Here is a 23,781-nt window from a genome sequence, read left to right as displayed (position 1 = left end):
AGCGGTTTTGTAGATTCTGAACAGTTTCAGGGTTGGGTTTAGCCAAAGCATGTTGGATTTCTCCAATGGCCGAATACAGCTTGTCGTAAAGCGGCTGTGCCTAGCCATGCTTTAAATTATGATGGGGAACAAGCGCTTAACAGGAATAACACCATAATGGCTGAGCAAACTGCACTGATTGTTGATGGCGACCCCGCCTTCCGTGAACGGCTGGAATTAACGCTGTTACGCATGGGCTTGAATACCCTGAGCTGCGGTTATGTGCAGGAGGCACGCGACAATATCAACAAACACCAGCCGACGTTCTGTTTGACAGAATGGGAATTGCCTGATGGCGGTGGGCTGGATGTCATTGGGTTTGCCCGCGCACAGTACCCTGCCATGCCAGTCGTGGTGGTAACTGGCAAAGCCAGTGTTGAAGCCGCCGCCACTGCCTTCAAAGCCGGGGCAACCGATTTTATTGCCAAGCCGCTGGAATTACCCAAATTACGCGAATTGCTCCAGAGCCTGACCCAACGCCAGAACGGGAAAGCCGCTTCACCACCAACGCCGTCAACCGTTGCAGGCAATGCTGCCAATGACAGGATTTTGGGCAATTCCCCCGCGATGCAACAGCTCAAAGCCACCATCGGCAAGTTGGCACGTAGTCAGGCACCAGTCTACATCCACGGCGAATCGGGCAGCGGTAAGGAATTGGTGGCACATCAAATTCACTTGCAAGGCGCACGCGGCAAGGGAATGTTCGTACCGGTCAACTGCGGGGCGATTCCTGAAAATCTGATGGAAAGTGAATTTTTTGGTCACAAAAAAGGCAGTTTCACCGGGGCTGTCACCGACAAACAGGGATTGTTCCAAGCGGCTCATCAAGGCACGTTGTTTCTGGATGAAGTCGCGGATTTGCCCCTGAACATGCAAGTCAAACTGTTGCGGGCTATTCAGGAAGGTGCCGTAAAGCCAGTCGGTGGGCTGGAAGAAATGCCGGTGGATGTGCGTATTCTCAGTGCTACCCACAAACCTTTGGAACAGGAAGTAGCCAGCGGGCGCTTCCGGCAAGATTTGTATTATCGCCTGAATGTGATCACATTGGACGTGCCGCCCTTACGCGAACGGCAAGGTGATCTGGAATTGCTGGTGGATTTTTTCCTGCAAAAAATAGCCAAACGCTGGCAAATCCCGGTGATCAAACTCGCGCCGGATGCCCTAGCAGCTTTGCAGGCATACCATTTCCCCGGCAATGTGCGTGAACTGGAAAATATTCTGGAACGTGCCTGCACCTTGTGTGATGACAATCTTATTCGGCAGCGTGATTTGCACTTGCGACCTGCCCAGTTTGAAGCAGCGGTTGCCATTAGCCACGCACCCGTCACGCCGCCGGTGCTGGTAGATGAATCTATCCCGGATGATGTCTGGAACCCGGAAGATGCCGATGCCGAAAAGGATCTGGTGCAGCGGGCACTGGAATACACGCGCTGGAACCGGACACGGGCAGCACACATTCTAGGCATGACCTTCCGGCAATTGACCTACCGAATTCAAAAATACGGGCTGGATGAGAACCAATAAGGCTTAGTGGATGGTGATCGCGTAAACATGCTTACGCTGGTATTTACCCGCCAGTGTCACGTAGATGTCTGCGGTCAGCGGCTGGTGCTGGTATTCGGCAAAACCCGGAAATTCCAAGCTAAACGTCGCTTCCTGTTGGGGCAAAATAACCGGCTGTGTCTTCAGCATTTTGCCGCGTATCACGGGTTTGTTTTTGCTGTTTCTGAGCTGCAATTCGATGTCGGCAGCAAACGGTAATTCATCCTGATTGCTGAGCGCCACATCCAGCCACAGGGTATTTTCTACCCGTCGAAACGTGGCGGCGGCTATCCGGTAATCGGGCAAGGTCTGGCTCTTGCGGGTAAAGACGAACACATCCGCGCCTATTTGCGTGAAACGTTCCCCTTCCTGCCTGATTTGCTCCAAGCTCAGGACAAAATAACGGTGCTGCTTGCTTGGAATAATGTGCAAATCGCTTTGCTCCCCCGCCGCCAAAGTTTTGGTATCAGTCTGAAACTCCTGGGCATTCAGCGGTTGGCGGTTGCGGAGGCTGCCGTCTTCATCAAATTCAAGTTGGTAAAAGTTGTACTGGAGTTGTACCGGAAATTCATGCCGGTTGCATACCCGAATCGCGGGATAGCTGGCAAATTCAGACCAATACAAACCGCCACTAGCATCTGCCATGTCCTGCCCGTTTGAATTCTGACAGACAGCGGTGGTTGTTTTTTCCTGCTCTGGTACGGCAGCCGCTTTGGTTTGCACTTTTAACAAGATTGGCGCTTGGTCACTATCGCCCCACAGACGAGCACGTAATTCTTTGCCCTCCATTGCTGCGTCGGAATGGGCGCTAATACCTAACACAATCGGCTGCGCCTCATGAAAATTCAGGATTAAATAGGGTGTTTCGATGGATAACGTGACTTTCTTGACCCGATCAATACTGACTTCCAGACGGATAGAATTGTCCCATTCTTCGGCAGTCACTGGACGCAGTTTGTAAACAACTTGCGCGGTATCCGCCTCTGGCAATAAGGTGACATTGATGGACTGCCCATTCAGATCCAGCTTGGCAATATCCGGAGTGGCAGCGACTGCCGCCCAACCGCTGGCAGGCAACACGGCTGTCAGCAACCATAACAGGTAAACGCACCATTTATTCAATTTTGGTAAATCCGCCATTGTCATCCGCCGCTGGTTTATCAGCAGCTTTATCGGCTGCTTTGTCAGTAGAGGTGGCACTTTCCGCGAAGCTGGCCTCAGGCGCTGCGGCCTTGGTGGAAACGGGGCGGTCTTTGCTGGATGATGATAGGGCTTTTTTGGTTTTGCTTTCCAGATCATCCATATCCGCGATCAGTTTGTCGAGTTTCTTGCTGTTTTCTTTGGCTAAAGCCAAGGCTTCGCTGGCAATGTCACGACTGACGTTAGCGGTGCGCAAGGAGTCAGTCAGCCCTTTAACCAAAGCTTCTTCCAACCCCTTCATACTGCCATCCATCTGGCTGATACGGTTCTGGTATTGTCGGTCAATCGACATTTCCTTTTGCATCATGATTTGAGTCATGGCGTTGTCCTGTTTGATATTGCCATCGCTGCAAGCACCGAGCAGCAATAAAATCGGGATAAACAATAGGTGGCTTGTTTTGTTCATGGGTTATTCCAGCTTAAGGTTTTTGTCTTTGATGACACGGGGGGAAATGAAAATCAACAGATCGCGGGTTTCGCGCTTGGCTTGTTCGGTGCCGAAAATGTGGTTCATAACACCCGTGCCGAGACCGGGGATGCTTTTGTCATCTTCCGATGTTCTGACATCCAACAAACCGCCGATGACCAAGGTTTCATTGTTTTGCATGGTGACATTGGTGCTAATGGCGCGTGAGGTCAACACCGGCAAGCGCTCACCCGTGGTTTGGGCTTCACCCGCCATTTCAATGGTGGCAACTTGGGCATTTTCGATTACCAAATTGATAGCGCCGTCGCTGGCGACTTTCGGGGTAATCATCATGCTAACCCCGGATTCAAAATTTTTGGTTTCTACCTGTAAATATTGTTGAGGCCCGGAAACAATCGGGAAGGTTTCTATCGACTTGACAGAAATATTCGCTTTCTTGCCATTGGAAGTTAGCACCTTAGGGGCAGCCCAAATTTTGGCTTCGCCGATGTCAACCAAGGATTCAATCCGCAATGACAGCATATTCAGCGGGCTTAGCAGGTTAAAACTGCCCTCCGTGCCTTCAAACCCGATTGCTTTACGGTTCACGGGGCTGGCAAGAATGCCGCTATTGCTCGACCACCAGTCAATGCCCATACGACTTTTGGCGGTCTTACTAATATCCACCACTAACACTTCTAGCATAATTTGTTCGGGTTGCTGGTCGATCTGGCGGATGTCAGCCACGATTCGTTGCAATACGACCGGATCAGCGGTGATAGCAAGGGTGCTGTTGTCATCATTGGCTTTGACCAGCTTGGCATACTTTTCTGAGAGCAATGCCAGAATTTCACTGGGTTTCAGGAAAGCCGGGGTCATGACCTCGGTTTGTTTATTGTCGTCAAAGGCTGGGTTGGCAGATTCGGCAGCACCTATCAGGATGTAGCCATCCATTTCCTTGTAACGGTAGCCACCTGCTGCCAGCATCATTTCCATGACTTTTTTCATTGGTGCTTTTTCTTGCTTTAGGGTAACAAAACCCTGTACGGCATCTTCCAGGATGAAGGGAATGCGTGTCTGATTGCCCAGCTCATGAAATGCTTCACGGATATTGGCTTCGATGAATTCAATGCTGACCACATGCCCGTCGGTCAGATGGCGAGTGCTGGCAAATGCCTGCTGGCTGGCGGGTATATTTTGTGCGTCTAGCGCTTCATACACGGAATCGAATACCCGGTTGAACTGCTGTTTGGCGGCGTTATTGTAGTCATAATCGGTGGGTAACGCAGTTGCAGGTGCTGGTATGGGTGCTGGCGCTGCGGGTGTCGGTACAGGTAGCGCAATGTCGGGTAATTCCAAACGCTCACTTCTGACAAACTCTTGGGCGTGCAACGGCATTAAGCCTGACAGCAGCAGCCATGTCTGTAGGATTATTATTATTCTTGTGTGCATTCAAGATACCAGACGTGGGTAGGAGGCAGGTTTCGCCGGTTGCCCATTATCAGTGGCATTCTAGCGTAATTAGCTTAATCACGGATGAAATCAGGGGGGTAGATGGCTTGTGGGGTCTTCCCTGACCCCGACAAGTATTTGATATGACAGTTTAGTTGATGCTGGCGTCAATTTCCTGCTGGTAAGTCTTGCCAGCACGGTCACGCAGGCTGATGTCGAGTTTGTAAGAACCCGCTTCCAGCTTATCGGAAACCCCGTACAACAAAGTTTGTTCACCGGGTAACAGCGCGGTATCTTTGAAAGCAGGCTTCAGTTTATCCACGATCTGCCCAGTAAAAGTCTTCACTGTAATGTCACCGCTAATTTCTGGGACAAAATCAGCACCCGTATTGCTCAGTTGCAGCTTGATGTGCTTGTACTTTTCGTCCGCTTCGACCTTAATGCCTGTGACCTTGATTTCGCTGCTGCCTTCCGTACCAGCGGCTTTAAGGGCAATCGGCAACTCGTAAGGCGCATAATCTTCCATCTCCGGCGCAGTCAGCAGCAGATGACCGTAGATGCTAGCAGTATCGGCGGCGGCATCCATTTTGACGGTCAGAATGGCGCTTTTGCCGCCTTCGATTTCCAGTGTTTCCGGTTCAAAGCTGGTTTTCACGTCAGTACCTTCCGCCAATTCAATGCTGGGTTCCAGTTGCAAGGTTTCGGTGGTCGGGTTGGTCACTTTGATCTTGAACGGTTTAACTTGCCCGCTGAACTGGTCTGCCAGTTCGGTTAGGTCGGTAATCACCGGGGCTGGCAGGCCAGTATCCAGTTCAGACTGAAGCGATTGCGCCAATTCTGCGGATACTTGAAAATCTTTGCGCTGAGAAGTTTTCTCGCTGATTTCAGTATTGCGCACATTCAGGTCGTAGTAATTCACTACTTCATAGTTGCCGGTTGGCAGCACACCGGGGAAGAAACATTCGACGCGGCGGCGTTCGGTTGGCAACAGGGCAATTTTCTCTGGCATCCCTTTGGCGGATTTCAGTTTGGCTTTGTTTTCAGCGTTCACCATGTCGCAACGGGTATCGACGAGGGTTTCATACATGCCTGTGTTCTCAATCACTTGACTGGATTTAACACCCTTGATGCCTTTGGTCAGCGCGTGCATTTCCATCGGGTCGTACTTGATGACGCTGCCGATCTTGATGCTCATCATGTCTTCAGACGCTTTCCTGATGTAGATGGGGATACCTACCCGCATCAGTGGCAGGATTTGTGCACCAACCTTCTGCCCGGTTTTGTTTTCGGTGGACAGTTTTTCGCGCATTTTGTCCTGATCCTGTTCTAGCATCAGCGCAAGGTTGAAATCGCCGACCATACCGGGTTTGATTTTGATGATAATCTTGAGATCACCTTTATCACCTGGTTTGATTTCCATCATGTCTTTGTCCAAGGCTGCCCAGTCAATCGCAGCCTTGTTTTTAGCGGTGGTCGCGTATACCCAATCTCCGTCCTCGTTGCGGATATTGTTGCTCAGGTAGGTTTGCAAATAGCTCATTTCTTTGTCGGAAGTGTTCTTAACGGTCAGGGGGATTTCGTATTCACTGCCTTTGGCTTCGATCCTGACAATCGCAGGCGTGACTTGGATGCCCGCGAAGGCTTCGTTCATCAATACCCAGAACAAGGTAAACATTAACAAACTTTTTTTGATATTCATGATGGAATGACCTCGACTTAATTTTTATAAATGACTAAAAACGGATGTTATTAATTATTGTTCTTCGGCGGTGATGGTCAGCTTGACCTCCGTATGGTAAAGACCAGACTGGTCAGCCGCATCCGCCTTGCTGATGGCATACAGGGCAATGCGTGCTTCGTTGGTGGCGTCTGCTGTCATGATGCGTCCCATGCTGCCGGAAGGTGATAATGGATCGTGAGGCAATTTGACCAAATCAGGTGCATTGCCGCTTGCCATCTGGCCTTTTCCCCACTGATTCCGGTATTGGATGGAACCGTAATCCGACACCTCCACACCAAATTGCGTATCCAGCACTTCGTAACGATTAGCGACCTGCTTGCCGCTGGCATCCACTTCCTGCTTGTACAGCGAGGGGTAAGCCAATTCATTGCCTGACTCATCCCTAGTTGTACCGGAAAATTGGTAGCGGAACGCATTGTTGCTGTATACCCGCCAATGCAAAGCAAGGGTTTCACCGGCTGCGACTGGCGTTGGAATGGCTTCGGTATCGACACTGATGGCAACGGGAACATTAATACTGTAGTAAACATTATCTTGTGTCTTGGCGGATGCTGCACCGACCATGCAGCAGGTAAGCAACACAATAATGGAAGCCACGCTATTCAAGGGGGACACCTCGCGATACGGCGTATTGTTATGATTCGGGGTTGGTGACACTGCTTCCCCATTAGTCTAGCAACAAGATTACATAAGAAATAGTAATTCATGCTTGACTTAGGTCAATTTCAACCATTATCCGATAAAGTCACAATCGTGCCGTAAAAATAGCCCCTCATGGTTCATGAGGGACTCAAACGAGGGTCACTCGAAAACTTAGCCGCCGAGTTGCTCTTCAGCCGTGACGGTCAGCATAACTTCACTGTTGTAGATGCCAGACTGATCCGTTGCATCCGCAATGCCTTTAGAAAATAGGTTGATGGTAGCCTTGCCGGTCTTGTCGCCCGTCATGACACGCCCCATGGTTCCGTAAGGAGACGTTGCATCGGACGTATCGGCAACCAATGACTTAGCTTCACCGGCGGCCTCTTTACCGTTACCCCACATATCACCACTTTGTACGGACTCATAATCAGACAGCGCAACCCCAAAGGTAGTACCCAATGAGTCGTAGTTGTTGTCAACCAAGTTGCCATTGGCATCCACGTCCTGCTTGATAAACTGGGGGTATTTCAGGTCAGCACCGGCATCATCCTTGGAGGTGCCGCTGAAGGCATATTTGAAAGCATTGTTACTGTTGACTGTCCAAGCCACGTTGATCGCTTCACCCGCTGCTGCGGTGGCTGGGTCAGCCGGGCTATCCACGCTGATCGTCTGGTCAACGTCAACGGATTGCTTAATGGTGTCGCTTTCAGCCGCAAAGCCAGTAGCAGAAACAGCGAACAGCGCGATAGTCAGGGCGATTTGTTGAAATTTCATGAGTTAGTATCCTTGTAGATTAATTTTAATATTGGTTTCTATTATGGAGCAGACGGTGTTTGCTGCTCTTGTTGGGGATATTGCAGGGGGCGTGCCAAACCCATCAAATAAAATTTATCTTTTACTTAACAAAGACTTATGAATTATTAGCCATTTCTGTTCACAAGTGACTTTGTAGAATTCCAACACTTGTTTGCAGAAATTCAACGGCGGTGTGTAAGTTTGAAACTATCGGGATAAGCTGTCGGAGTGCGAGAAATCCCTGTCTGGGTAATGCGCCGCATCCGAAGACCGCATGTGCCTGAACAGAGGATGAGAGGGAACTTACATCTGCGATTGCAGGTAATTTTGCAGGCCAATTTTGTCAATCAAACCCAACTGTTTTTCCAAAAAGTAAGCATGATCTTCTTCGGTATCAGACAGTTGTAAGCGCAGCATTTCGCGGGTGACGTAATCGCCTTCATCTTCACAGATTTTCATCGCCGCTTTCAATGCGCCGACAACGTGGTATTCCAGCGCTAGATCGTTTTTGAACATGCCAACGACATCCTTGCCCACATTCAGGTTATCCTGATTGTTCAGATCCGGCACGCCTTCGAGGAACAGGATGCGCTTGATAATGGCATCGGCATGGCTGCTTTCTTCCTGACGCTCGTGCTCATAATGTTCAAACAACTTGCTTAACCCCCAGTCGTCACACATACGCGAATGGATGAAATATTGGTCGCGTGCTGCCAATTCACCCGCTAACAGGGTTTTCAGCACGTCGATAACGCGGTCGTTGCCTTGCATAATGTCGTCTCCTTATGCGTTCATCATGGATTGTAAATAGTTCGGCAAACCGGCGTTCTGGATTGCCCATTGCTGAGATTCCAGCCAGTCGATTTGCTCTTCTTCCTCTTCAAGGATTTCTTGCAGCATGTCGCGGCTCACGTAATCCTGCGCTTGTTCACACGCGGCAATCACGCTGCGCAATTCAGCCACCACTTCACCCGCTAAACGCAAGTCGTTGGCGATTATTTCCGGCACATCTTCGCCGATGTACAGCTTGCCGAGGTCTTGCAGATTGGGCAGTGCTTCAAGAAACAGGATGCGTTCGATCAGCTCGTCAGCTTGTTGCATGGCCTTGATGGAGCGTTTGTATTCGTGCTTGTTGAAACCTTCCAAGCCCCAGTTTTTACACATGCGGGCGTGCAGGAAGTATTGGTTGATCGCCGTCAACTGGCTGCGTAACGCCAGATTCAGCGAACGGTTAATGTCGGGGTTTCCTTTCATAGGTTCTCCTTGTCGCATTGTTGGTATTGATGGGTGAATGGTCATGCTAACGTGCCACCCCATCGCGGTCAAATAGCACCCCATGCCGCTACCCACAACCCAATTATGCTATCCTGTAGAAATCCAAACTCCGGGATTTGTCAGTATGATTCGGTTTCCCTACGGCATCAGTAATTTCCCCGCCATCCGCACGGAAGGCTATTTGTACCTTGACCGTACTCAACACATTCCTCTGCTGGAAGAAGCGGGTAAGCAACTGGTATTCCTGCGCCCGCGCCGCTTCGGTAAATCCCTACTGCTCTCCACACTCGTCAATTATTACGATGTTAAAACGACGAATCAGTTTGAGACCTTGTTTGGCGGGCTGGAAGTGGAGCGTAACCCAACCCCAGAGCGTAACCGTTACCTGATCCTGCGCTGGGATTTTTCCAAAGTATCGGCGCAAGGCAGTATTGATGATATTAAAAGCAGTTTGTTCAATCACTTGAATGCCAGCGTGGAAGGTTTTATCCAAACCTATCAGGATATGCTGCGCTTTCCGGTGCGTATGCAGGATGACGATGCCTTGGCTTCTTTTCAGTCCCTCACCAATGCAGTACAGGGAAGCGGGCAACAAATTTACCTTTTGATCGACGAATACGACAACTTCGCCAACGAAGTGCTGGTACGTGACCCGCACAACAGTCGCCGTTATCAGGATTTACTGGAAGGCGAAGGCATTCTCAAGTCCTTATTTAAAATCGTTAAGGGCAGTGTCGCCGAAGGCAGTATCGGGCGCGTGTTTATCACTGGTGTCTCACCGCTGGTGCTGGCGGATATGACTAGCGGTTATAACGTCGCTACCGACATTTCCCTGATGCCACGATTCAATACCCTGTGTGGCATTACCCAACCGGAACTGGGCGAACTGGTAACAGGTGTTTTGCAACACTGCGGGCAGGATGAAAATCAATTCGATGGCTTGCTGCAAACCTTGAAACAATTTTACAACGGCTACCGTTTCTGTGACCAACTAGACAAGCCGCTGTTATACAACCCCATTCTGTGTTTTTATTTCCTGCGTCACTATCAGGATGAGTGCAAAGCCCCGCGCCAAATGCTCGACGGCAATTTGATGATGGACGCGGCGCGTATCCGTTACCTCGCCAGCCAACCCAGCGGCACAGGTGTGGTGGAACGCATCCTCGACGAAGAAAGCACCATCACCCTTGATGTGCTGGAAAACCGTTTCGGCGTGGAAAAACTCACTGATTTACAACAGGATGAAAGCTACTTGTTATCCCTGCTGTATTACTTCGGCGTACTGACCATTGTTGATACGAATATTTTGGGCAAACTGACGCTGGGCATCCCCAACCTAGTGACCCGCGCTTTGTATGTGGACGAATTGCGCCAGCGCATCCTGCCTGCCCCCAAAGACCGCATTGCCGTTGCCAATATGGCGGAAAAGTTCTACCAATCCGCCGACCTGCAACCTTTAGCTGATTATCTGGAGCAAAAATACTTTGCGGCCTTCAACAACCGCGATTATGCGTGGAGTAACGAACTCACTATCAAAACCGCGTTCCTGACCTTGCTGTTCAATGACATCTATTACGTGGTGGATTCAGAAACCGCGCTGCAACGCCGTTACGCCGACTTGGTGCTGGTGATCCGCCCCAGTATGCGCCAATACCCTACCCTCAAAGACATTGTGCTGGAATTCAAATACCTGTCACTGAGCGACCTGAAACTGACGGGAGAACAGGTGCGCGAACAATCCCGCGAAACGCTGGCGCAACTGCCTGCGGTACAAGCCGCTTTGCACGAAGCCTTACAGCAATTGCAACATTACCGTGCGGTATTGGCGGAAAAATACCAAGAACCACAGCGGTTACATTGCCTCGCAGTTGTTGCACTGGGCTTTGATCGAGTCGTGTGGCAAACGTTGTAACATCCAAAATTCAGGCAAATTACTATGCTCTTCACCACCTCCCCCGACACTTTCAAAACCCGCTTTACCGACGGTTTGCAACAGATGCTTACACCCGACGGCTTGGGCGCGTTTATTTTAGTACTCGCCAACAGTATGCAAGACGCAGAACTGCGCCAACAACTCGCCACGCCCTTACGCGAAACCTTTGCACAACTGCAACAACGCGAGCCTGATGGCCCGGTGGATGATGTCGCCACCTTCGCCGCGCTACTGGAAACCGGCATTGAAATGTTCTCTGGCTGGGAATATGAACGGGTTGAACCGTGGGAATTGGTGGTAAACCCATTACGGAGTCTGCGCCCGGTGCGGGTGTCTGGCGAGGTCTTCTGCGAACTGCACCAGCCGTTTGCAGTGGATAAGTTTCATTTCAATAAGCCCTTCCTGCGCCCGGAAATCTTATGGGAAGGCATAGCGGAAGGCATGAATTTGCGGGTGTTGTATAACAAATTTTCATTTGTGCCTTGGCACATGCTGATCGTGCCTGAGCCACTCGCCACCCTGCCGCAATTTCTGACACGACACTACCATGAACGCATGATGGCATTGGCTGCCAACACAGCCACATACTTACCGGGTTTTGGTATCGCCTTTAATAGTGTTGGAGCCTATGCATCCGTCAATCACTTGCATTTTCAGGGATTTATTCGCCCATTACCCTTTCCGGTGGAAGCAGCTCAATGGCAGCATAACGGCGGCACACAAACCTACCCGCTGCACTGCTGGCGTGCCGATTCTGCACAAGCCGCATGGGAAATCATTGAAGGGTTACATCGGGCTAATCAACCTTACAACCTGCTTTACCGCCCAGAAGGGTGTTACATCATGCCACGCAAGGGGCAAGGCACCGTGAGCTTACCGGATTGGCTGCAAGGCATCGGTTGGCACGAGGTGTGCGGCGTTTTTACCTTAGTGAAAAAACACACGGTTTTGCGCATGGAGAGCAAAGTATTCACACAGGCATTGGCTCGCTTAGCTGATTGAGCAAAGGGTAATAATTGTGAAATACCACCTGACCGGTTTTGGCGTTTCAGCTTTGGTACATGTCAGCCTATTGCTGGCTAGTCTGCCGTTGTTACTGTGGCAGGATAAGCTGGGAAAGGTGGAGGAGCCGCACCCCATACCATTGTCATTGGCACAATTTGCTCCTCCCCCCCTGCCACCCGTAAAATCGCCAACACCTCAAGCGGTAACCGAACTGCCCAAACCGGAACCTAAACCTGTCGAAAAACCTAAACTCAAACCAGAAAAGAAGCCTATCGAAAAGCCTAAATCCAAACCAGAGACAAAGGCAGCCGACAAACCCAAGCCCCGGCCACAGCCCGCACGCGAACGCGAGCCGTCACCGATTCCATCACCACCAGCCGCCTCAGCATCGGTTGCCCCTGCTGTTCCGCACCCAGTAACACCTGCCCCGCGACCAGCAGCCAAATCTGCTACCACGAAACCAGCTCCCGTAGCAGATAACAACGCTGCCGAAGCCGCTTACCGCCAAAAACTGCAAAACCTTATTGCCACGCGCAAGCAATACCCGCGTATGGCAATAAAGGAAGAGGTAGAAGGCACGGTGACAGTTTCTTTCACAATGTTGCCGAATGGCACGATCACCGGGGCAAGAGTGAGTCAGAGTTCTGGCAATGCATGGCTGGATAAAGCAGCAGTACAAGCGGTGAATGCCACATCCGGTGCATTACCCTTTCCGGCAAGTATTAACAAAGCACGGTGGGATTTTGCCCTGAAGGTGAATTTCAAACTGGATTGGTAGTAAAAGCGGCATCACCCATGGCTGGGCAACACCGCTCCCGCCTTCACTCAACCTCAAGCCAAATCAAAACGGTCGAGGTGCATCACCTTACTCCAAGCCGCTGCAAAATCATGCACGAACTTCGCTTGTGCGTCGTTCTGCGCATACACTTCGGCTATCGCCCGCAGTTGAGAGTTTGAACCGAACACAAGATCAACCCGTGAACCTATCCACTTCACATCACCAGTGGTGCGATCACGTCCCTCAAACACATTAGCATCGTCGGTAGGCTTCCATTCAGTACGCATATCCAGCAAATTCACGAAGAAATCCGTGGTAAGAGCTTCAGACTGCTGGGTAAAAGCCGTATTTAACACCCGCATCCCACCGACCAATACCGTCATTTCCGGTGCAGTCAAGGTCAGTAATTGCGCCTTATCGAGCAACATTTCTTCGGCTGTCACTGAGTATTTGCCTTTGAGGTAATTGCGGAAACCGTCTGCCACCAGTTCAAGCACGGCGAAAGCTTCAACATCGGTCTGTTCCTGTGTGGCGTCGGTACGCCCCGGCACAAACGGCACGGTGACAGTATGTCCTGCATTCTGTGCCGCCTGCTCCACTGCTGCACACCCACCCAATACGATCAGGTCAGCCATTGATACTTTTTTGCCGCCCGCCTGCGCTGCATTGAACGTGCTTTGAATACCTTCCAACACGCTCAATACCTTGGCAAGTTGCTCAGGCTGATTCACTGCCCAATCCTTTTGGGGGGCAAGACGAATCCGTGCACCGTTCGCGCCCCCGCGCTTATCCGAACCCCGGAAAGTGGAGGCTGAAGCCCAAGCCGTTGTGACCAGTTCGCGAATACTCAAATCAGATGTCAGAATTTTGCTTTTGAGGTCAGCAATATCCTGCGCGTCGATCAAGACATGATCCACTGCCGGAACAGGGTCTTGCCACAACAACACTTCCGCTGGTACTTCCGTGCCCAAATAGCGGGAACGTGGCCCCAAATCGCGGTGTGTCAGTTTGAACCATGCCCGTGCAAACGCATCCGCGAATTCATCAGGATTCTGCTGGAAATGCCGTGCAATCGGTTCATAAATCGGGTCAAAACGCATTGCCATGTCAGCCGTGGTCATAATGATCGGCACACGTTTGGCTGGGTCATCTGCTGCTGGGGCAAGATTGCTTGCGGTCGCGGTTTTGGGAGTCCATTGCCATGCACCGGCGGGACTTTTGGTCAGTTCCCATTCGTTATTGAATAACATATCTAGATAGCTGTTGTCCCACTGGGTCGGCGTTGGTGTCCACGAACCTTCCAAGCCGCTGCCGATTTGGTCGCCACCTTTGCCGCTGCCAAAGCTGCTTTTCCAGCCTAAGCCCATTTGTTCAATGGCTGCGGCTTCCGGCTCAGCACCAACGTGAGTAGCACTGCCCGCGCCGTGGCATTTGCCGAAGGTATGTCCGCCCGCTGTTAGGGCAACGGTTTCGTAGTCGTTCATTGCCATACGCGCAAAGGTTTCACGCACATCACGACCTGAACCAAGCGGGTCGGGTTCACCATTCGGGCCTTCGGGGTTGACGTAGATTAAGCCCATTTGCACCGCTGCGAGTGGGTTTTCCAGATCGCGTTCGCCGCTGTAGCGTTTGTCACCCAGCCATTCAGCTTCCGTGCCCCAGTACACATCTTCTTCGGGTTCCCAGATGTCTTCGCGCCCGCCCGCAAAACCGAAGGTCTTGAAGCCCATTGACTCCAGCGCACAATTGCCGGTGAGGATGAATAGATCAGCCCACGAAATCTGGTTGCCGTATTTTTGCTTGATCGGCCACAGCAAGCGACGTGCCTTGTCGAGGTTGACGTTATCCGGCCAGCTATTGAGCGGGGCGAAACGCTGGTTGCCGTGACCCGCACCGCCACGCCCATCGCTGATGCGGTACGTGCCTGCGCTGTGCCACGCCATGCGGATGAACATTGGCCCGTAGTGACCGTAGTCGGCAGGCCACCAGTCTTGCGAATCGGTCATTAGCGCGTAGAGGTCTTGTTTGATGGCAGCCAGATCAAGCTTTTTGAACTCATCGGCGTAATTGAAATCAGCGCCCAGCGGATTGGATTTGGCAGTGTGCTGGTGCAGGATATTGAGTTTCAACTGGTTAGGCCACCAGTCGCGGTTGGATGTGCCACGCCCAGCATTGCTCGCGGCGGGTGTGTTGGCATGTCCCATAACAGGACATTTGCTTACGTCACTCATGGTGTTTCTCCTCGTGGTGATTGGTGTTGTATAAAGCTCCTTAACAGTTTTAGTCTTTTCGCATCAATCTATCAAGCTGATTAAAACGAACATATCGTTCTATTTTTTATCAAAAAAAGTGGCAGCGTTTAGCCGACTGCCATGCCTATATCCAAACTCGCGGTATATCCCGATGCATCCCCAGCCAGTTGCAGCAACAACTTATCACCATTAGCACGCCGGAAAATACCATCGTCATCGTTACGCGGAAAACGGGCTTCGCGGCTGTTGTACGGCGCAAGTTTGTACACTTCGTCAGTGAAAGCATCGTCGAAATACAGTTGGGAGGTGAATTCCTGCGCCTTACCGTCGGCAGTGTCTACCCGGACTTTGATGTGAATATGCACGGTGCGCCCTGGATACCAGCCGGGGTAAATGGTGGTGAACGTGACGTTGCCATCCGCATCCGTCACCTGATAGCCGCGCAGGAACTTTTTGCCAACGGTGTTGAAGCTGGAATCCTGCACGTCGGAATACACACCGTTGGCATCGCAGTGCCAGATGTCTACCAGCGCTTTGGACAAAGGCGAGCAAGCTGCACCATTGACGGTATGGATACGTAATTGCAGTTGCAAGGGAATGCCGGATACGGTTGTGCCGTCGGTGGGATCGGTGCGGATGTCGGTACGGTTGAGCATTTCATCAACGAAATACGGGCCTTCCATTTGTTCGGGGGTGATGACACAGGCGGGAGGAGTAGCTGCGCTGGCGGGTTGCCATGTGACACGCCATGCCAGCCAAGCAACCCCGCCTGCGCCCATTGACAGTAATACCTGACGGCGCTGGCTGTTGATGGTTTCCATTGCTCAGTTCCTGATAATCAATAGAATTAACAGGATGCCTGAAGCACGCAACAGACACAAATAACACTACACGCTAACGTTTCACCGCTGGGCCGGTGGGTGAATGAAATGTCATGCAATCGTTCATCGACGTTCCCGAACACCCGTAGTTGATCGGTTTAGCACCCGCTGCTTGTTCCTTTACAGGGTCGTTAGCACAAGCCCCCAACATGCCGATTAAGGTAATGGCTATACACGTTTGCCAGGCTTTGGCTAATGATTTCACGAGAGTTCTCCTCAATTGATTCTGAAATTGACTGGCACTTGCACAATCGACTCAATATTTTGCCCGCCACGGGTCGCGGGTACAAAGCTCCAACCGCGTACCGCTTTGACAGCAGCAGAATCCAGTGATGCATTACCAGAGGATTTCTGGACTCTGACGGCTATCACGCTACCGCTGGGGCTAACGTTAGCACGTAAAATGGTAGTGCCTTCCGTACCCGATTCCAGCGCACGGCGTGGATACTCCGGTGGGCGCGGTGGGCGGCGGTAACGCGGGTTGGTAATCACCGGCACTTCGTTTTGGGTCTGGGCAGACGCACGCGCAGCAGCTTCCTGTTGCGCACGGTGGCGTGCCTGACGTTCGGCGGCTTCACGTTGTTGCTGTTCGCGCATTTCCTGTTGGCGTTGCTGTTCCTCACGCTCACGACGTTCTGCTTCACTGCGTTCGCGCTCCTCTTGCTCTTTGCGCAAATCCTTTTCCGGCTTGGGCTTGGGTAAGGGTTTTTCCACCTTTTTTTCCGGCTTTGGCTTTTCCTTGGACTTAGGCTTGGGCTTCGGCGGTGGTGGTGGGGGCGGTGGCGGCGGTTCCGGTGCTACCTGCGGTACGGGTTCAGGGGCAGGTTCGGGCGCTTTCGGCTCGAACATACTCAACTCCACCGGCAGAATAGGGGGTTCTTCCGGCTTTTTTTCGGCAGCAAACAGAATCGGCATCAGCAACAACGCCAGCCCAATATGGACAGCCGTGGAAATACCAAAGCCACTGATATGACAGGTTTTCATGGCTCTTGCTGTGCCTGTATCGAAAGGTTGTTGAGTTCCTGTGCTTTCAGCAAATCAATCAGTTTGACGAAATGCTCAAACACAGCCGCTTTATCAATGCGTAACACGATCAGGGTTTCTGGCTTGGCTTGCACTTTGAGCTTTTCAGCCATTTGTTCCAGCGTGACTTTTTCCTCACCAAGGAAAAACTCATTCTGCTTGTTAATCGCAATTTCTAACGGTTCTTCATCTTCCGATGGCTCGCTGACTTGTGCGGCAGTGGGTAAATTAACCGGAATCAGCCCTTGCGATACAAAACTTGCTGTGGTCAGGACAATCGCCAGCAACACCAGCATAATGTCGATGAAGGGGATCATATTGATCTGGTCAAAGCGTTTCATACGTGACCGTCCTGCAAGGCAGTCCAACGCCCTACCAGCACGTCCACTTTGCGCATCAAGCCGTTGTAAAACAGGATAGCGGGAATCGCGACAAGTAGCCCGGCAGCGGTAGCTTTCAGTGCCATTGCCAGCCCTAGCATAATGCTGTTCACATCCAACTTATTGCCTTGCCCCATTTCATGGAAGGTAATTAAAATCCCCAAGACTGTGCCTAACAGCCCCACATACGGCGCATTCGCGCCAACACTGGAAATCGTGGTCAGATTGCGGGTCAGCGCGACCTTCAACAGTTCAATGTGCTTGAAATCCGCCAGTTTAATGCGCCAGAAGTAGATGTAACGCTCCACCGCGAACGCCAGCATAATAAAGCTCATAAAGCCCAGCGTGCCTAGCACCATGTGATCCAAATAGAGTTTGAGAAATTCCATTGTGTTAGTAAAACCTCTTAAAGTTAAGCGCAGGGTTTTACTGAACCTTGGCTACCGTGGCTGTTGGGGCGGATGGCTAGTGGTGTCAAGTAAATCTGCGCGAGATGGTAATTGTTACTATTTACATTTTCAAGTACTAATCTCAGTTAATACCGTGCGCTGCTGAATGTCTGTCAAAGTACGGCAACCTGTCAATGCCATCGCCACCTCCAATTCCTCCCACAACACGCGTAATACATGCGCCACGCCCAGCGCCCCCGCCGTTGCCAAGCCGTAAATCAGCGGGCGACCAATCAGCACCGCACTTGCACCCAATGCCAGTGCCTTGACAATATCCGTCCCGCGCCGGATTCCCCCATCCAACAGCAAGGGAATTTGCCCCTGCACCACCGCCGTAATCGCTGGCAACAGATGCAGGGATGGGGGTACGGTATCCAAGGTGCGCCCGCCGTGATTCGACACGATTAAACCGTCTACACCCAGCGACAGCGCCAGTTTGGCATCCTCTGGGTGGGTAATCCCTTTCAACAGCAAGGGTAAATCCGTCAGTTGGCGTAAGCGTTCAATATCGCGCCATGTCGGGGCATGTGCCATCAAACCGTCAAACACCTGACTTTGCCCTTGCGCCAATGTCAACAACGGCTGTTGCATTCCCTGCAAATTCACCGCACTAATCCCCGCAGGCAAATGGAAACCGGCACGTTGCTCGCGATTGCGCACCCCGGCAAGCGACGCATCCACCGTTACCACCAATGCTTGATAATCCGCCGCTTCCGCCCGCCGTACCAACCTCAATGTAAACGCCCTATCCGCTTGGAAATAAAGCTGAAACCACAAGGGCGTGTGTGCCTGACGCGCAATGTCTTCCAGCGTATGGTTTGCCAAGGTACTCACCACCATTGCCGCATCCATCGCCGCCGCTGCCCGCACGCTGGCTAATTCACCTTCGGGGTGAAACAAGCGTTGGTAAGCCACGGGTGCTAGCAATATCGGGTGCTGCAAGGTTTGCCCAAACAGCTCCAAGCGCGTATGCCCACCGCGCACATCCACCAATGCCCGATTCCGCAAACTGCACGTATCGAATGCCAAACGGTTGTTACGAAAGGTGATTTCATCCGCAGCACCGCTGTGCACATACGCCCAAGCATTGTCATCCAACCGCGCACGGGCAAACGCCTCATAATCACTCACTGCTGCAATTTCCTCCGGAATTTGCGTTAAATAGGGTTCAAGAGGCATGTTTTGTTGCTCAAATAGAAATTATTCGCATTTTTACCACAAAAGCCTTGACCTGTGAAATAGAATGATTATCATCTGCAACCCATAGAGTACGCATCGCATAGCCACTAACCTGACAGCCACGGATGCTTCTTCAGTAACCATTTTATTTTAGGAGTATCCCAGTGAGCTGTCAGAAAAAACCCCTTGCTATTCGTAGCAGCGTTAACCGTGCTGAATCCCCCGCTATTGCCCTCGCGTCGGCTGCATTTGTCGTGATGGCAAGTATTGCTGTCCCTAGCCAAGCGGCGGATGACACCAAAAAAACCAAAGATGCGAAAGCTGACGTTACCCAGCTCGAAGGCGTGACCGCTGAAGCCAAACAAGCCGTTCCCGGTTCTAACCCGAATGCTGACCCAGAAGCGCCGTACAAAGTCGACAAATCCGCCAATACCAAATTCACCGAACCCCTCTTGAACGTTTCCAAAACCATCACTGTGGTCGGCAAAGAACAGATGGAAGACGCAGGTGTCATGGCGCTAAAAGACCTGATGCGTACCCAACCGAGCGTGACCATGGGAACCGGCGAAGGCGGTAACGCCGAAGGCGATCGCTTCCTGATCCGGGGTTTCGATACCCGTAACGACATTTTCGTGGACGGAATGCGTGACCCCGGTTCCACGACCCGTGATGTATTCGCTTCTGAGCAAATCGAAATTGCCAAAGGTCCAAGTTCCACCTTCGCAGGTCGCGGTACAACGGGCGGCGCGGTCAACAGCGTTTCCAAAAAACCGCAGGATGCTAACTTTGCACGCGGCACATTGACGGTAGGCGACGACAACCGTGCAACCCTTGACGCTAACCGTGTGGTTAACGACAAGGTGAAAGTGCGCAGCAACCTCATGATTCAAGATTCCGAGATTGCCGGACGGGATCACCTGTACAAAAAAGGTCACGGTGCTGCCATCGCTGCTGATATTGCAGCTAGTGAGAAAATGGATGTTGCCTTGGATTATTACCACCTGCGCAACGAAGCCATGCCAGACCGTGGGCATCCGTGGGATCGGACAACCGGCGCACCGGCAGCGGTTGACCGGAACAACTCCTACGTGATTGTTGGACGTGACTTCCACGATACCGGTGCAGATATTTTAACAGGTACGGTGGACTACAAAGTATCACCGAATACCACGATCAGCAGCAAAACCCGTGTGGGCGAAACCACCAATAAGTACATCGTTTCCAAACCCGGCAGCGTCCCTGCCACTGGCTTGACCGCAACGTCGACGATCACCAACAGTACCAATACCGCTGATTTCACCAATACCTTCACCGGCAACAGTACCCAAATCACCCATGAATTCCACAAAGGTGATGTCGAACATACCGTGGTGGCAGGTTTTGAAGTGAGCAAGGAAAAAATCAAAAACGATGTACCGAGTTTGAATACCTTTAATGCCACAACCAATCCGACTGGCGTTCCCGCTCCCGTACTGAACATTATCAACCCCAATAATAACGTTGCCGCACCGGGCATCAATGGTGTAAGCCGTACCTCCAACATTAATGCCGATGTGAATTCGGTTTATGTCATGGATACCGTCAAGCTCAACCCCAAATGGGAAGTATTCGGCGGTATCCGTCACGATACCTTCGACATTACCAGCGAATCCCTCACTTACGGGGCGGGTGCAACCAGTGGTGCGGTGAATGGGGTCGCGCCCCCGGTCAAATACAACGAAGGCTTTACCAACGGTCATGCCGGTGTCGTGTATAAGCCCAAGGAAAACGGCAGCGTTTACGCCTCGGTCAGTACCTCATCCAACGTACCGGGCGAAATGTATGACGGCGTGGGCGATGTTGCCTACGGTGGTTTGAATGCTTCAGTTGCTGCATTTGAGCCAGAGCGCAATAAGAGTGTGGAACTCGGCACCAAATGGAACCTGGCCAACGATAACCTCGCGGTCAGTGCGGCAGTGTTCCAATTGGATAAGAGCAACAAAATCGAATCCAACACCAGTAATAAAGGCGAAGTACGCCTCCAAGGTATAGAGCTGGGTGTTTCCGGTAATGTCACCGAAAAAATCAGCCTTGCCGGTGGTGCAGTCTACATGGACAGCGAAATTACCGGTTCAGCAACCCCGGCGAACCTTGGCAAACCGTTAGCCAATATTGCGGAAAAGAGTGCAAGCATCCAAACCAAGTATCAGGCCACACCGAAAATCGCCGTCGGTGGTAGCGTGATTCATACCGGTGAAGTGGGCGGTGGTGCATTTGCAGCAACGACGGGTAACACCATCAAAGCCTCCAACCGCCTCGATTTGATGGGTGAATACAAAATCAACAACAAGTTGTCAGCGCAGTTGAATGTGAAAAACGCGACCGATGAAACCATCTACGAAGCGTTATACCGCAGCGGTGCGCCGTTTACTTACGTTGCCCCAGGTCGCACGACCAATGTCAGTCTCACCTACGACTTTTAATTATGCTACTGTGTATACCCAATGTTCTGACCAAACAACAAGTTGCCCAGTGTCGCGCCCAACTGGATGCGGCAGAATGGGTCAATGGCAAAGTGACGGCAGGTCAACAAGCCGCCACTGCCAAAAACAACCTGCAACTGGCGCAGACTTCGCCACTGGCGCAAGCGTTAGGCGATTTCATCCTTGATGCACTCGCCAACAATTCGCAGCTCATTTCTGCCGCGCTGCCACTGAAAATTTACCCGCCGCTGTTCAACCGTTACGCAGGCGGCGGTAATTTCGGTGTCCATGTCGATAACTCCATCCGCTACGTGCCGGGAACGATTGTGAGAGTACGCACCGATGTTTCCGCCACATTGTTTCTCACCGAACCGGAAGAGTACGAAGGTGGCGAACTGGTGATCGAAGACAATTTCGGCGCACAGGAAGTGAAACTCGCGGCAGGCGATATGGTGCTGTACCCCGCCACCAGTTTGCATCAAGTACTTCCCGTTACGAGCGGCGCACGTATCGCCTCGTTCTTCTGGATGCAAAGCATGATCCGCGATGACGGGCAACGCACCCTGCTCTACGACCTCGACCAAAGTATTCAAGAGTTAACCATGGAACTCGGCGTAGGGCATCCGCAAACCGTCAAACTCGCAGGGATTTACCACAATTTAGTTCGCCGTTGGGCGGATACGTGAAGAATTCCCCCCATCCCCAACCCTTCCCCCGCAAGGGGTGAAGGGAGTAAGAAGGAGTATCTTATGTTGAAAAAATTGACTGCTACCATACTGCTGTTGTGCAGCATCCAAGCGCTGGCTAATGAAGTGAATGTGTATTCCGCCCGTGAGGAGCAGTTGATCAAGCCGCTGTTGGATGCGTTCAGCAAAGACAATGGCGTGAAGGTTAATCTGATTACCAGCGATGATGACCCGCTACTGGAACGTTTGAAACGCGAAGGCGCAAACTCCCCCGCTGACGTGCTGATTACGGCAGATGCGGGGCGTTTGCACCGCGCAGTGGAAGGAGGCACGTTACAACCCATCCAGTCCGCCAAGCTGAATCAGGCGATTCCAGCAAATTTGCGTGACCCTGCTAATCAGTGGTTTGGGTTGACTTACCGCGCACGGGTGCTGTTCTACAATCCCGCCAAAGTGCAGGCGAATGAGCTTTCCACCTACGAAGATTTGGCTGATCCGAAATGGAAAGGGCGCGTGTGTGTGCGTTCTTCCAGCAGCATTTACAACCAGTCATTGCTGGCGTCGATGATTGCTGCCAAAGGCGAGGCGCAAGCCGAACAGTGGGCGCAAGGCTTGGTGGCAAATCTGGCGAAACCACCCAGCGGCGGCGACCGTGACCAGATCAAAGCGGTTGCTGCGGGTCAATGCGATGTGGCGATTGCCAATACGTATTACTACGCGCAAATGTTGTACGGTGGTGATGCCGCGCAAAAAGCCGCTGCCAGCAAGGTGAAAGTGTTCTTCCCCAACCAGCGTGACCGAGGTACACACATCAATATCAGTGGTGCGGGCGTAACCAAATCCGCCAAGAACAAGGAAAACGCGGTGAAATTGCTGGAATACATGGTACTCGACGACGCACAACGCTGGTATTCCAACACCAACGGCGAATACCCTGCCAAACGTGGCATTGCCGCCAGCCCGGACTTGCAAAGTTGGGGTACGTTCAAAAGCGATGCGCTGAATCTGTCTAACCTTGGCAAGCACAATGCCCAAGCGGTGATGATCATGGATAAGGTGGGTTGGAAATAAAATCGCGGGAATACGCTACACTTTGTCCCATCAACAGATCAGAGGTAATCAGCAGATGATTTCAACACAACAACGTTTCGGCATCGCTTTACTGCTCTTGAGCATGACCGGCAGCGTGTGGGCGCATTCCGATGCGGCGGGCATGAGCGGCGGCTTTTTCAGCGGTTTTACCCATCCCCTGTTTGGCTGGGATCACGTCGCCGCAATGGTTGCAGTCGGCTTGTGGGGTGCATTTTTAGGGCGCCCTATACGCATCAACTTTAAGCCCTCCATTCCCTAACTTGCTGTAATCTCATCCAATTATTAGGTTTTTTCCTCCGTTTGTTTTGTCGGCAAGCGGTTGAAGAAGCGAAGAGTTTTGCCAGTTGCTTGAGGCATTTTATCAAGCTGCGTCGCTCAGCGATGCAGGCGGCAAGATGGGAAGCCTGTTCCTGAATGGCTTGAACACCTTTGGTGAGGCTGCGCTGGGGTATTTCCCACAATCCGGTGAGCATGATCCAGTGTTGGATGAGGATAATCAGTAATTTGACGTAGATTTCACACAAAATTCGCCATACGTTGGCACTTCTGGAAACCGCGAGGCGACTTTG

The 23,781-nt window shown here is 51.7% G+C and carries 24 protein-coding genes; 9 read left to right on the top strand and 15 right to left on the bottom strand.

Annotation, left to right across the window (positions count from 1 at the left end):
* Positions 1-156: 156 nt before the first annotated feature.
* Positions 157-1,563, top strand: coding sequence for a sigma-54-dependent transcriptional regulator (locus tag BLV87_RS12625; protein WP_093069198.1), 1,407 nt, complete (start codon positions 157-159; stop codon positions 1,561-1,563).
* 3 nt (positions 1,564-1,566) lie between these two features.
* On the opposite strand, the gene BLV87_RS12620 is transcribed toward BLV87_RS12625, so the two are convergent.
* The 8 genes from BLV87_RS12620 to bfr (BLV87_RS12585) all read right to left on the bottom strand — a co-directional run bounded on the left by BLV87_RS12620 (position 1,567) and on the right by bfr (BLV87_RS12585) (position 9,071).
* On the bottom strand, positions 1,567-2,703 hold the full coding sequence (locus BLV87_RS12620; protein WP_139282183.1) for a hypothetical protein: 1,137 nt from the start codon (positions 2,701-2,703) through the stop codon (positions 1,567-1,569).
* On the bottom strand, positions 2,696-3,187 hold the full coding sequence (locus BLV87_RS12615; RefSeq protein ID WP_093069195.1) for a hypothetical protein: 492 nt from the start codon (positions 3,185-3,187) through the stop codon (positions 2,696-2,698). Before BLV87_RS12615 ends, BLV87_RS12620 begins: the two co-directional genes overlap by 8 nt.
* A gap of 3 nt (positions 3,188-3,190) precedes the next feature.
* Positions 3,191-4,639, bottom strand: a complete 1,449-nt coding sequence (locus BLV87_RS12610) for a type II secretion system protein GspD (RefSeq protein ID WP_093069193.1) — start codon at positions 4,637-4,639, stop codon at positions 3,191-3,193.
* Positions 4,640-4,790: 151 nt separating this feature from the next.
* Entirely contained in the window at positions 4,791-6,338 is a 1,548-nt protein-coding gene (locus BLV87_RS12605; protein ID WP_093069192.1) for a hypothetical protein, read from the bottom strand.
* Positions 6,339-6,392: 54 nt separating this feature from the next.
* Positions 6,393-6,986, bottom strand: coding sequence for a hypothetical protein (locus BLV87_RS12600; protein ID WP_093069191.1), 594 nt, complete (start codon positions 6,984-6,986; stop codon positions 6,393-6,395).
* Positions 6,987-7,193: 207 nt separating this feature from the next.
* Complete coding sequence (locus BLV87_RS12595) at positions 7,194-7,796, bottom strand: hypothetical protein (RefSeq protein ID WP_093069190.1); 603 nt, start codon at positions 7,794-7,796, stop codon at positions 7,194-7,196.
* Between the two features lie 324 nt (positions 7,797-8,120).
* Positions 8,121-8,588, bottom strand: coding sequence for a bacterioferritin (gene bfr, locus BLV87_RS12590; protein WP_093069188.1), 468 nt, complete (start codon positions 8,586-8,588; stop codon positions 8,121-8,123).
* A gap of 12 nt (positions 8,589-8,600) precedes the next feature.
* On the bottom strand, positions 8,601-9,071 hold the full coding sequence (gene bfr / locus BLV87_RS12585; protein ID WP_093069186.1) for a bacterioferritin: 471 nt from the start codon (positions 9,069-9,071) through the stop codon (positions 8,601-8,603).
* Positions 9,072-9,216: 145 nt separating this feature from the next.
* Between bfr (BLV87_RS12585) and BLV87_RS12580 the strand changes: the two genes are divergently transcribed.
* From BLV87_RS12580 to BLV87_RS12570, 3 genes are read left to right on the top strand one after another with little or no spacing between them, the layout of a single operon-like run.
* A complete protein-coding gene (locus tag BLV87_RS12580) occupies positions 9,217-11,004 on the top strand; it encodes an AAA family ATPase (RefSeq protein ID WP_093069185.1) in 1,788 nt (595 codons plus the stop codon).
* Between the two features lie 24 nt (positions 11,005-11,028).
* Positions 11,029-12,027 carry a GDP-D-glucose phosphorylase 1 family protein gene (locus BLV87_RS12575; RefSeq protein ID WP_093069183.1) on the top strand — a complete coding sequence of 333 codons (999 nt, stop codon included), beginning with the start codon at positions 11,029-11,031 and terminating at the stop codon, positions 12,025-12,027.
* A gap of 16 nt (positions 12,028-12,043) precedes the next feature.
* Entirely contained in the window at positions 12,044-12,808 is a 765-nt protein-coding gene (locus BLV87_RS12570) for an energy transducer TonB (RefSeq protein WP_093069181.1), read from the top strand.
* Between the two features lie 53 nt (positions 12,809-12,861).
* Here the strand turns inward: BLV87_RS12570 and katG are convergent, their stop codons facing one another.
* The 7 genes from katG to BLV87_RS12535 form a co-directional block, all read right to left on the bottom strand.
* Positions 12,862-15,039 (bottom strand): catalase/peroxidase HPI, encoded by a 2,178-nt coding sequence (gene katG, locus BLV87_RS12565; protein WP_093069179.1) that lies wholly within the window; start codon positions 15,037-15,039, stop codon positions 12,862-12,864.
* Positions 15,040-15,167: 128 nt separating this feature from the next.
* Positions 15,168-15,881 carry an intradiol ring-cleavage dioxygenase gene (locus BLV87_RS12560; RefSeq protein WP_093069177.1) on the bottom strand — a complete coding sequence of 238 codons (714 nt, stop codon included), beginning with the start codon at positions 15,879-15,881 and terminating at the stop codon, positions 15,168-15,170.
* Between the two features lie 73 nt (positions 15,882-15,954).
* The gene (locus BLV87_RS12555; RefSeq protein WP_093069175.1) at positions 15,955-16,146 is read right to left on the bottom strand and encodes a hypothetical protein; all 192 of its coding nucleotides are present in this window, start codon (positions 16,144-16,146) and stop codon (positions 15,955-15,957) included.
* 11 nt (positions 16,147-16,157) lie between these two features.
* The gene (locus BLV87_RS12550) at positions 16,158-16,925 is read right to left on the bottom strand and encodes an energy transducer TonB (protein ID WP_093069174.1); all 768 of its coding nucleotides are present in this window, start codon (positions 16,923-16,925) and stop codon (positions 16,158-16,160) included.
* A complete protein-coding gene (gene exbD / locus BLV87_RS12545; protein ID WP_093069173.1) occupies positions 16,922-17,305 on the bottom strand; it encodes a TonB system transport protein ExbD in 384 nt (127 codons plus the stop codon). Before exbD ends, BLV87_RS12550 begins: the two co-directional genes overlap by 4 nt.
* Entirely contained in the window at positions 17,302-17,733 is a 432-nt protein-coding gene (gene exbB, locus BLV87_RS12540) for a TonB-system energizer ExbB (RefSeq protein WP_093069172.1), read from the bottom strand. Before exbB ends, exbD begins: the two co-directional genes overlap by 4 nt.
* Before the next feature lie 129 nt (positions 17,734-17,862).
* Positions 17,863-18,972: an alpha-hydroxy acid oxidase gene (locus tag BLV87_RS12535; RefSeq protein WP_093069171.1), complete on the bottom strand. Its 1,110-nt coding sequence runs from the start codon at positions 18,970-18,972 to the stop codon at positions 17,863-17,865.
* Between the two features lie 164 nt (positions 18,973-19,136).
* On the opposite strand from BLV87_RS12535, the gene BLV87_RS12530 reads away from it, so the two are divergent.
* From BLV87_RS12530 to BLV87_RS19405, 5 genes are all read left to right on the top strand, one after another.
* Positions 19,137-21,434, top strand: a complete 2,298-nt coding sequence (locus BLV87_RS12530) for a TonB-dependent receptor (RefSeq protein WP_093069170.1) — start codon at positions 19,137-19,139, stop codon at positions 21,432-21,434.
* Positions 21,435-21,436: 2 nt separating this feature from the next.
* Positions 21,437-22,120, top strand: coding sequence for a Fe2+-dependent dioxygenase (locus BLV87_RS12525; protein WP_093069169.1), 684 nt, complete (start codon positions 21,437-21,439; stop codon positions 22,118-22,120).
* Between the two features lie 63 nt (positions 22,121-22,183).
* Positions 22,184-23,191 (top strand): Fe(3+) ABC transporter substrate-binding protein, encoded by a 1,008-nt coding sequence (locus BLV87_RS12520; protein ID WP_093069168.1) that lies wholly within the window; start codon positions 22,184-22,186, stop codon positions 23,189-23,191.
* A 55-nt stretch (positions 23,192-23,246) separates the two neighbouring features.
* Entirely contained in the window at positions 23,247-23,471 is a 225-nt protein-coding gene (locus BLV87_RS12515) for a HupE/UreJ family protein (protein WP_217629988.1), read from the top strand.
* Between the two features lie 85 nt (positions 23,472-23,556).
* The gene (locus BLV87_RS19405) at positions 23,557-23,715 is read left to right on the top strand and encodes a hypothetical protein (RefSeq protein WP_175517813.1); all 159 of its coding nucleotides are present in this window, start codon (positions 23,557-23,559) and stop codon (positions 23,713-23,715) included.
* The last annotated feature ends 66 nt before the right edge of the window (positions 23,716-23,781 follow it).

This window comes from Thiothrix caldifontis, assembly GCF_900107695.1.
In the GTDB taxonomy this organism is placed as follows: Bacteria; Pseudomonadota; Gammaproteobacteria; order Thiotrichales; family Thiotrichaceae; genus Thiothrix; species Thiothrix caldifontis.
Note: the sequence above shows the minus strand (reverse complement) of the source record. Positions and strands in the feature narration are given on the sequence as shown.

Bases quoted from the DNA above. Each gene is read 5' to 3' on its own strand.
- BLV87_RS12625 (WP_093069198.1), top strand. From the start codon at position 157: ATGGCTGAGCAAACTGCACTGATTGTTGATGGCGACCCCGCCTTCCGT.
- BLV87_RS12615 (WP_093069195.1), bottom strand. From the start codon at position 3,187: ATGAACAAAACAAGCCACCTATTGTTTATCCCGATTTTATTGCTGCTC.
- BLV87_RS12610 (WP_093069193.1), bottom strand. From the start codon at position 4,639: ATGCACACAAGAATAATAATAATCCTACAGACATGGCTGCTGCTGTCA.
- BLV87_RS12605 (WP_093069192.1), bottom strand. From the start codon at position 6,338: ATGAATATCAAAAAAAGTTTGTTAATGTTTACCTTGTTCTGGGTATTG.
- BLV87_RS12595 (WP_093069190.1), bottom strand. From the start codon at position 7,796: ATGAAATTTCAACAAATCGCCCTGACTATCGCGCTGTTCGCTGTTTCT.
- bfr (WP_093069188.1), bottom strand. From the start codon at position 8,588: ATGCAAGGCAACGACCGCGTTATCGACGTGCTGAAAACCCTGTTAGCG.
- bfr (WP_093069186.1), bottom strand. From the start codon at position 9,071: ATGAAAGGAAACCCCGACATTAACCGTTCGCTGAATCTGGCGTTACGC.
- BLV87_RS12580 (WP_093069185.1), top strand. From the start codon at position 9,217: ATGATTCGGTTTCCCTACGGCATCAGTAATTTCCCCGCCATCCGCACG.
- BLV87_RS12575 (WP_093069183.1), top strand. From the start codon at position 11,029: ATGCTCTTCACCACCTCCCCCGACACTTTCAAAACCCGCTTTACCGAC.
- katG (WP_093069179.1), bottom strand. From the start codon at position 15,039: ATGAGTGACGTAAGCAAATGTCCTGTTATGGGACATGCCAACACACCC.
- BLV87_RS12560 (WP_093069177.1), bottom strand. From the start codon at position 15,881: ATGGAAACCATCAACAGCCAGCGCCGTCAGGTATTACTGTCAATGGGC.
- BLV87_RS12550 (WP_093069174.1), bottom strand. From the start codon at position 16,925: ATGAAAACCTGTCATATCAGTGGCTTTGGTATTTCCACGGCTGTCCAT.
- exbD (WP_093069173.1), bottom strand. From the start codon at position 17,305: ATGAAACGCTTTGACCAGATCAATATGATCCCCTTCATCGACATTATG.
- exbB (WP_093069172.1), bottom strand. From the start codon at position 17,733: ATGGAATTTCTCAAACTCTATTTGGATCACATGGTGCTAGGCACGCTG.
- BLV87_RS12535 (WP_093069171.1), bottom strand. From the start codon at position 18,972: ATGCCTCTTGAACCCTATTTAACGCAAATTCCGGAGGAAATTGCAGCA.
- BLV87_RS12525 (WP_093069169.1), top strand. From the start codon at position 21,437: ATGCTACTGTGTATACCCAATGTTCTGACCAAACAACAAGTTGCCCAG.
- BLV87_RS12520 (WP_093069168.1), top strand. From the start codon at position 22,184: ATGTTGAAAAAATTGACTGCTACCATACTGCTGTTGTGCAGCATCCAA.
- BLV87_RS12515 (WP_217629988.1), top strand. From the start codon at position 23,247: ATGATTTCAACACAACAACGTTTCGGCATCGCTTTACTGCTCTTGAGC.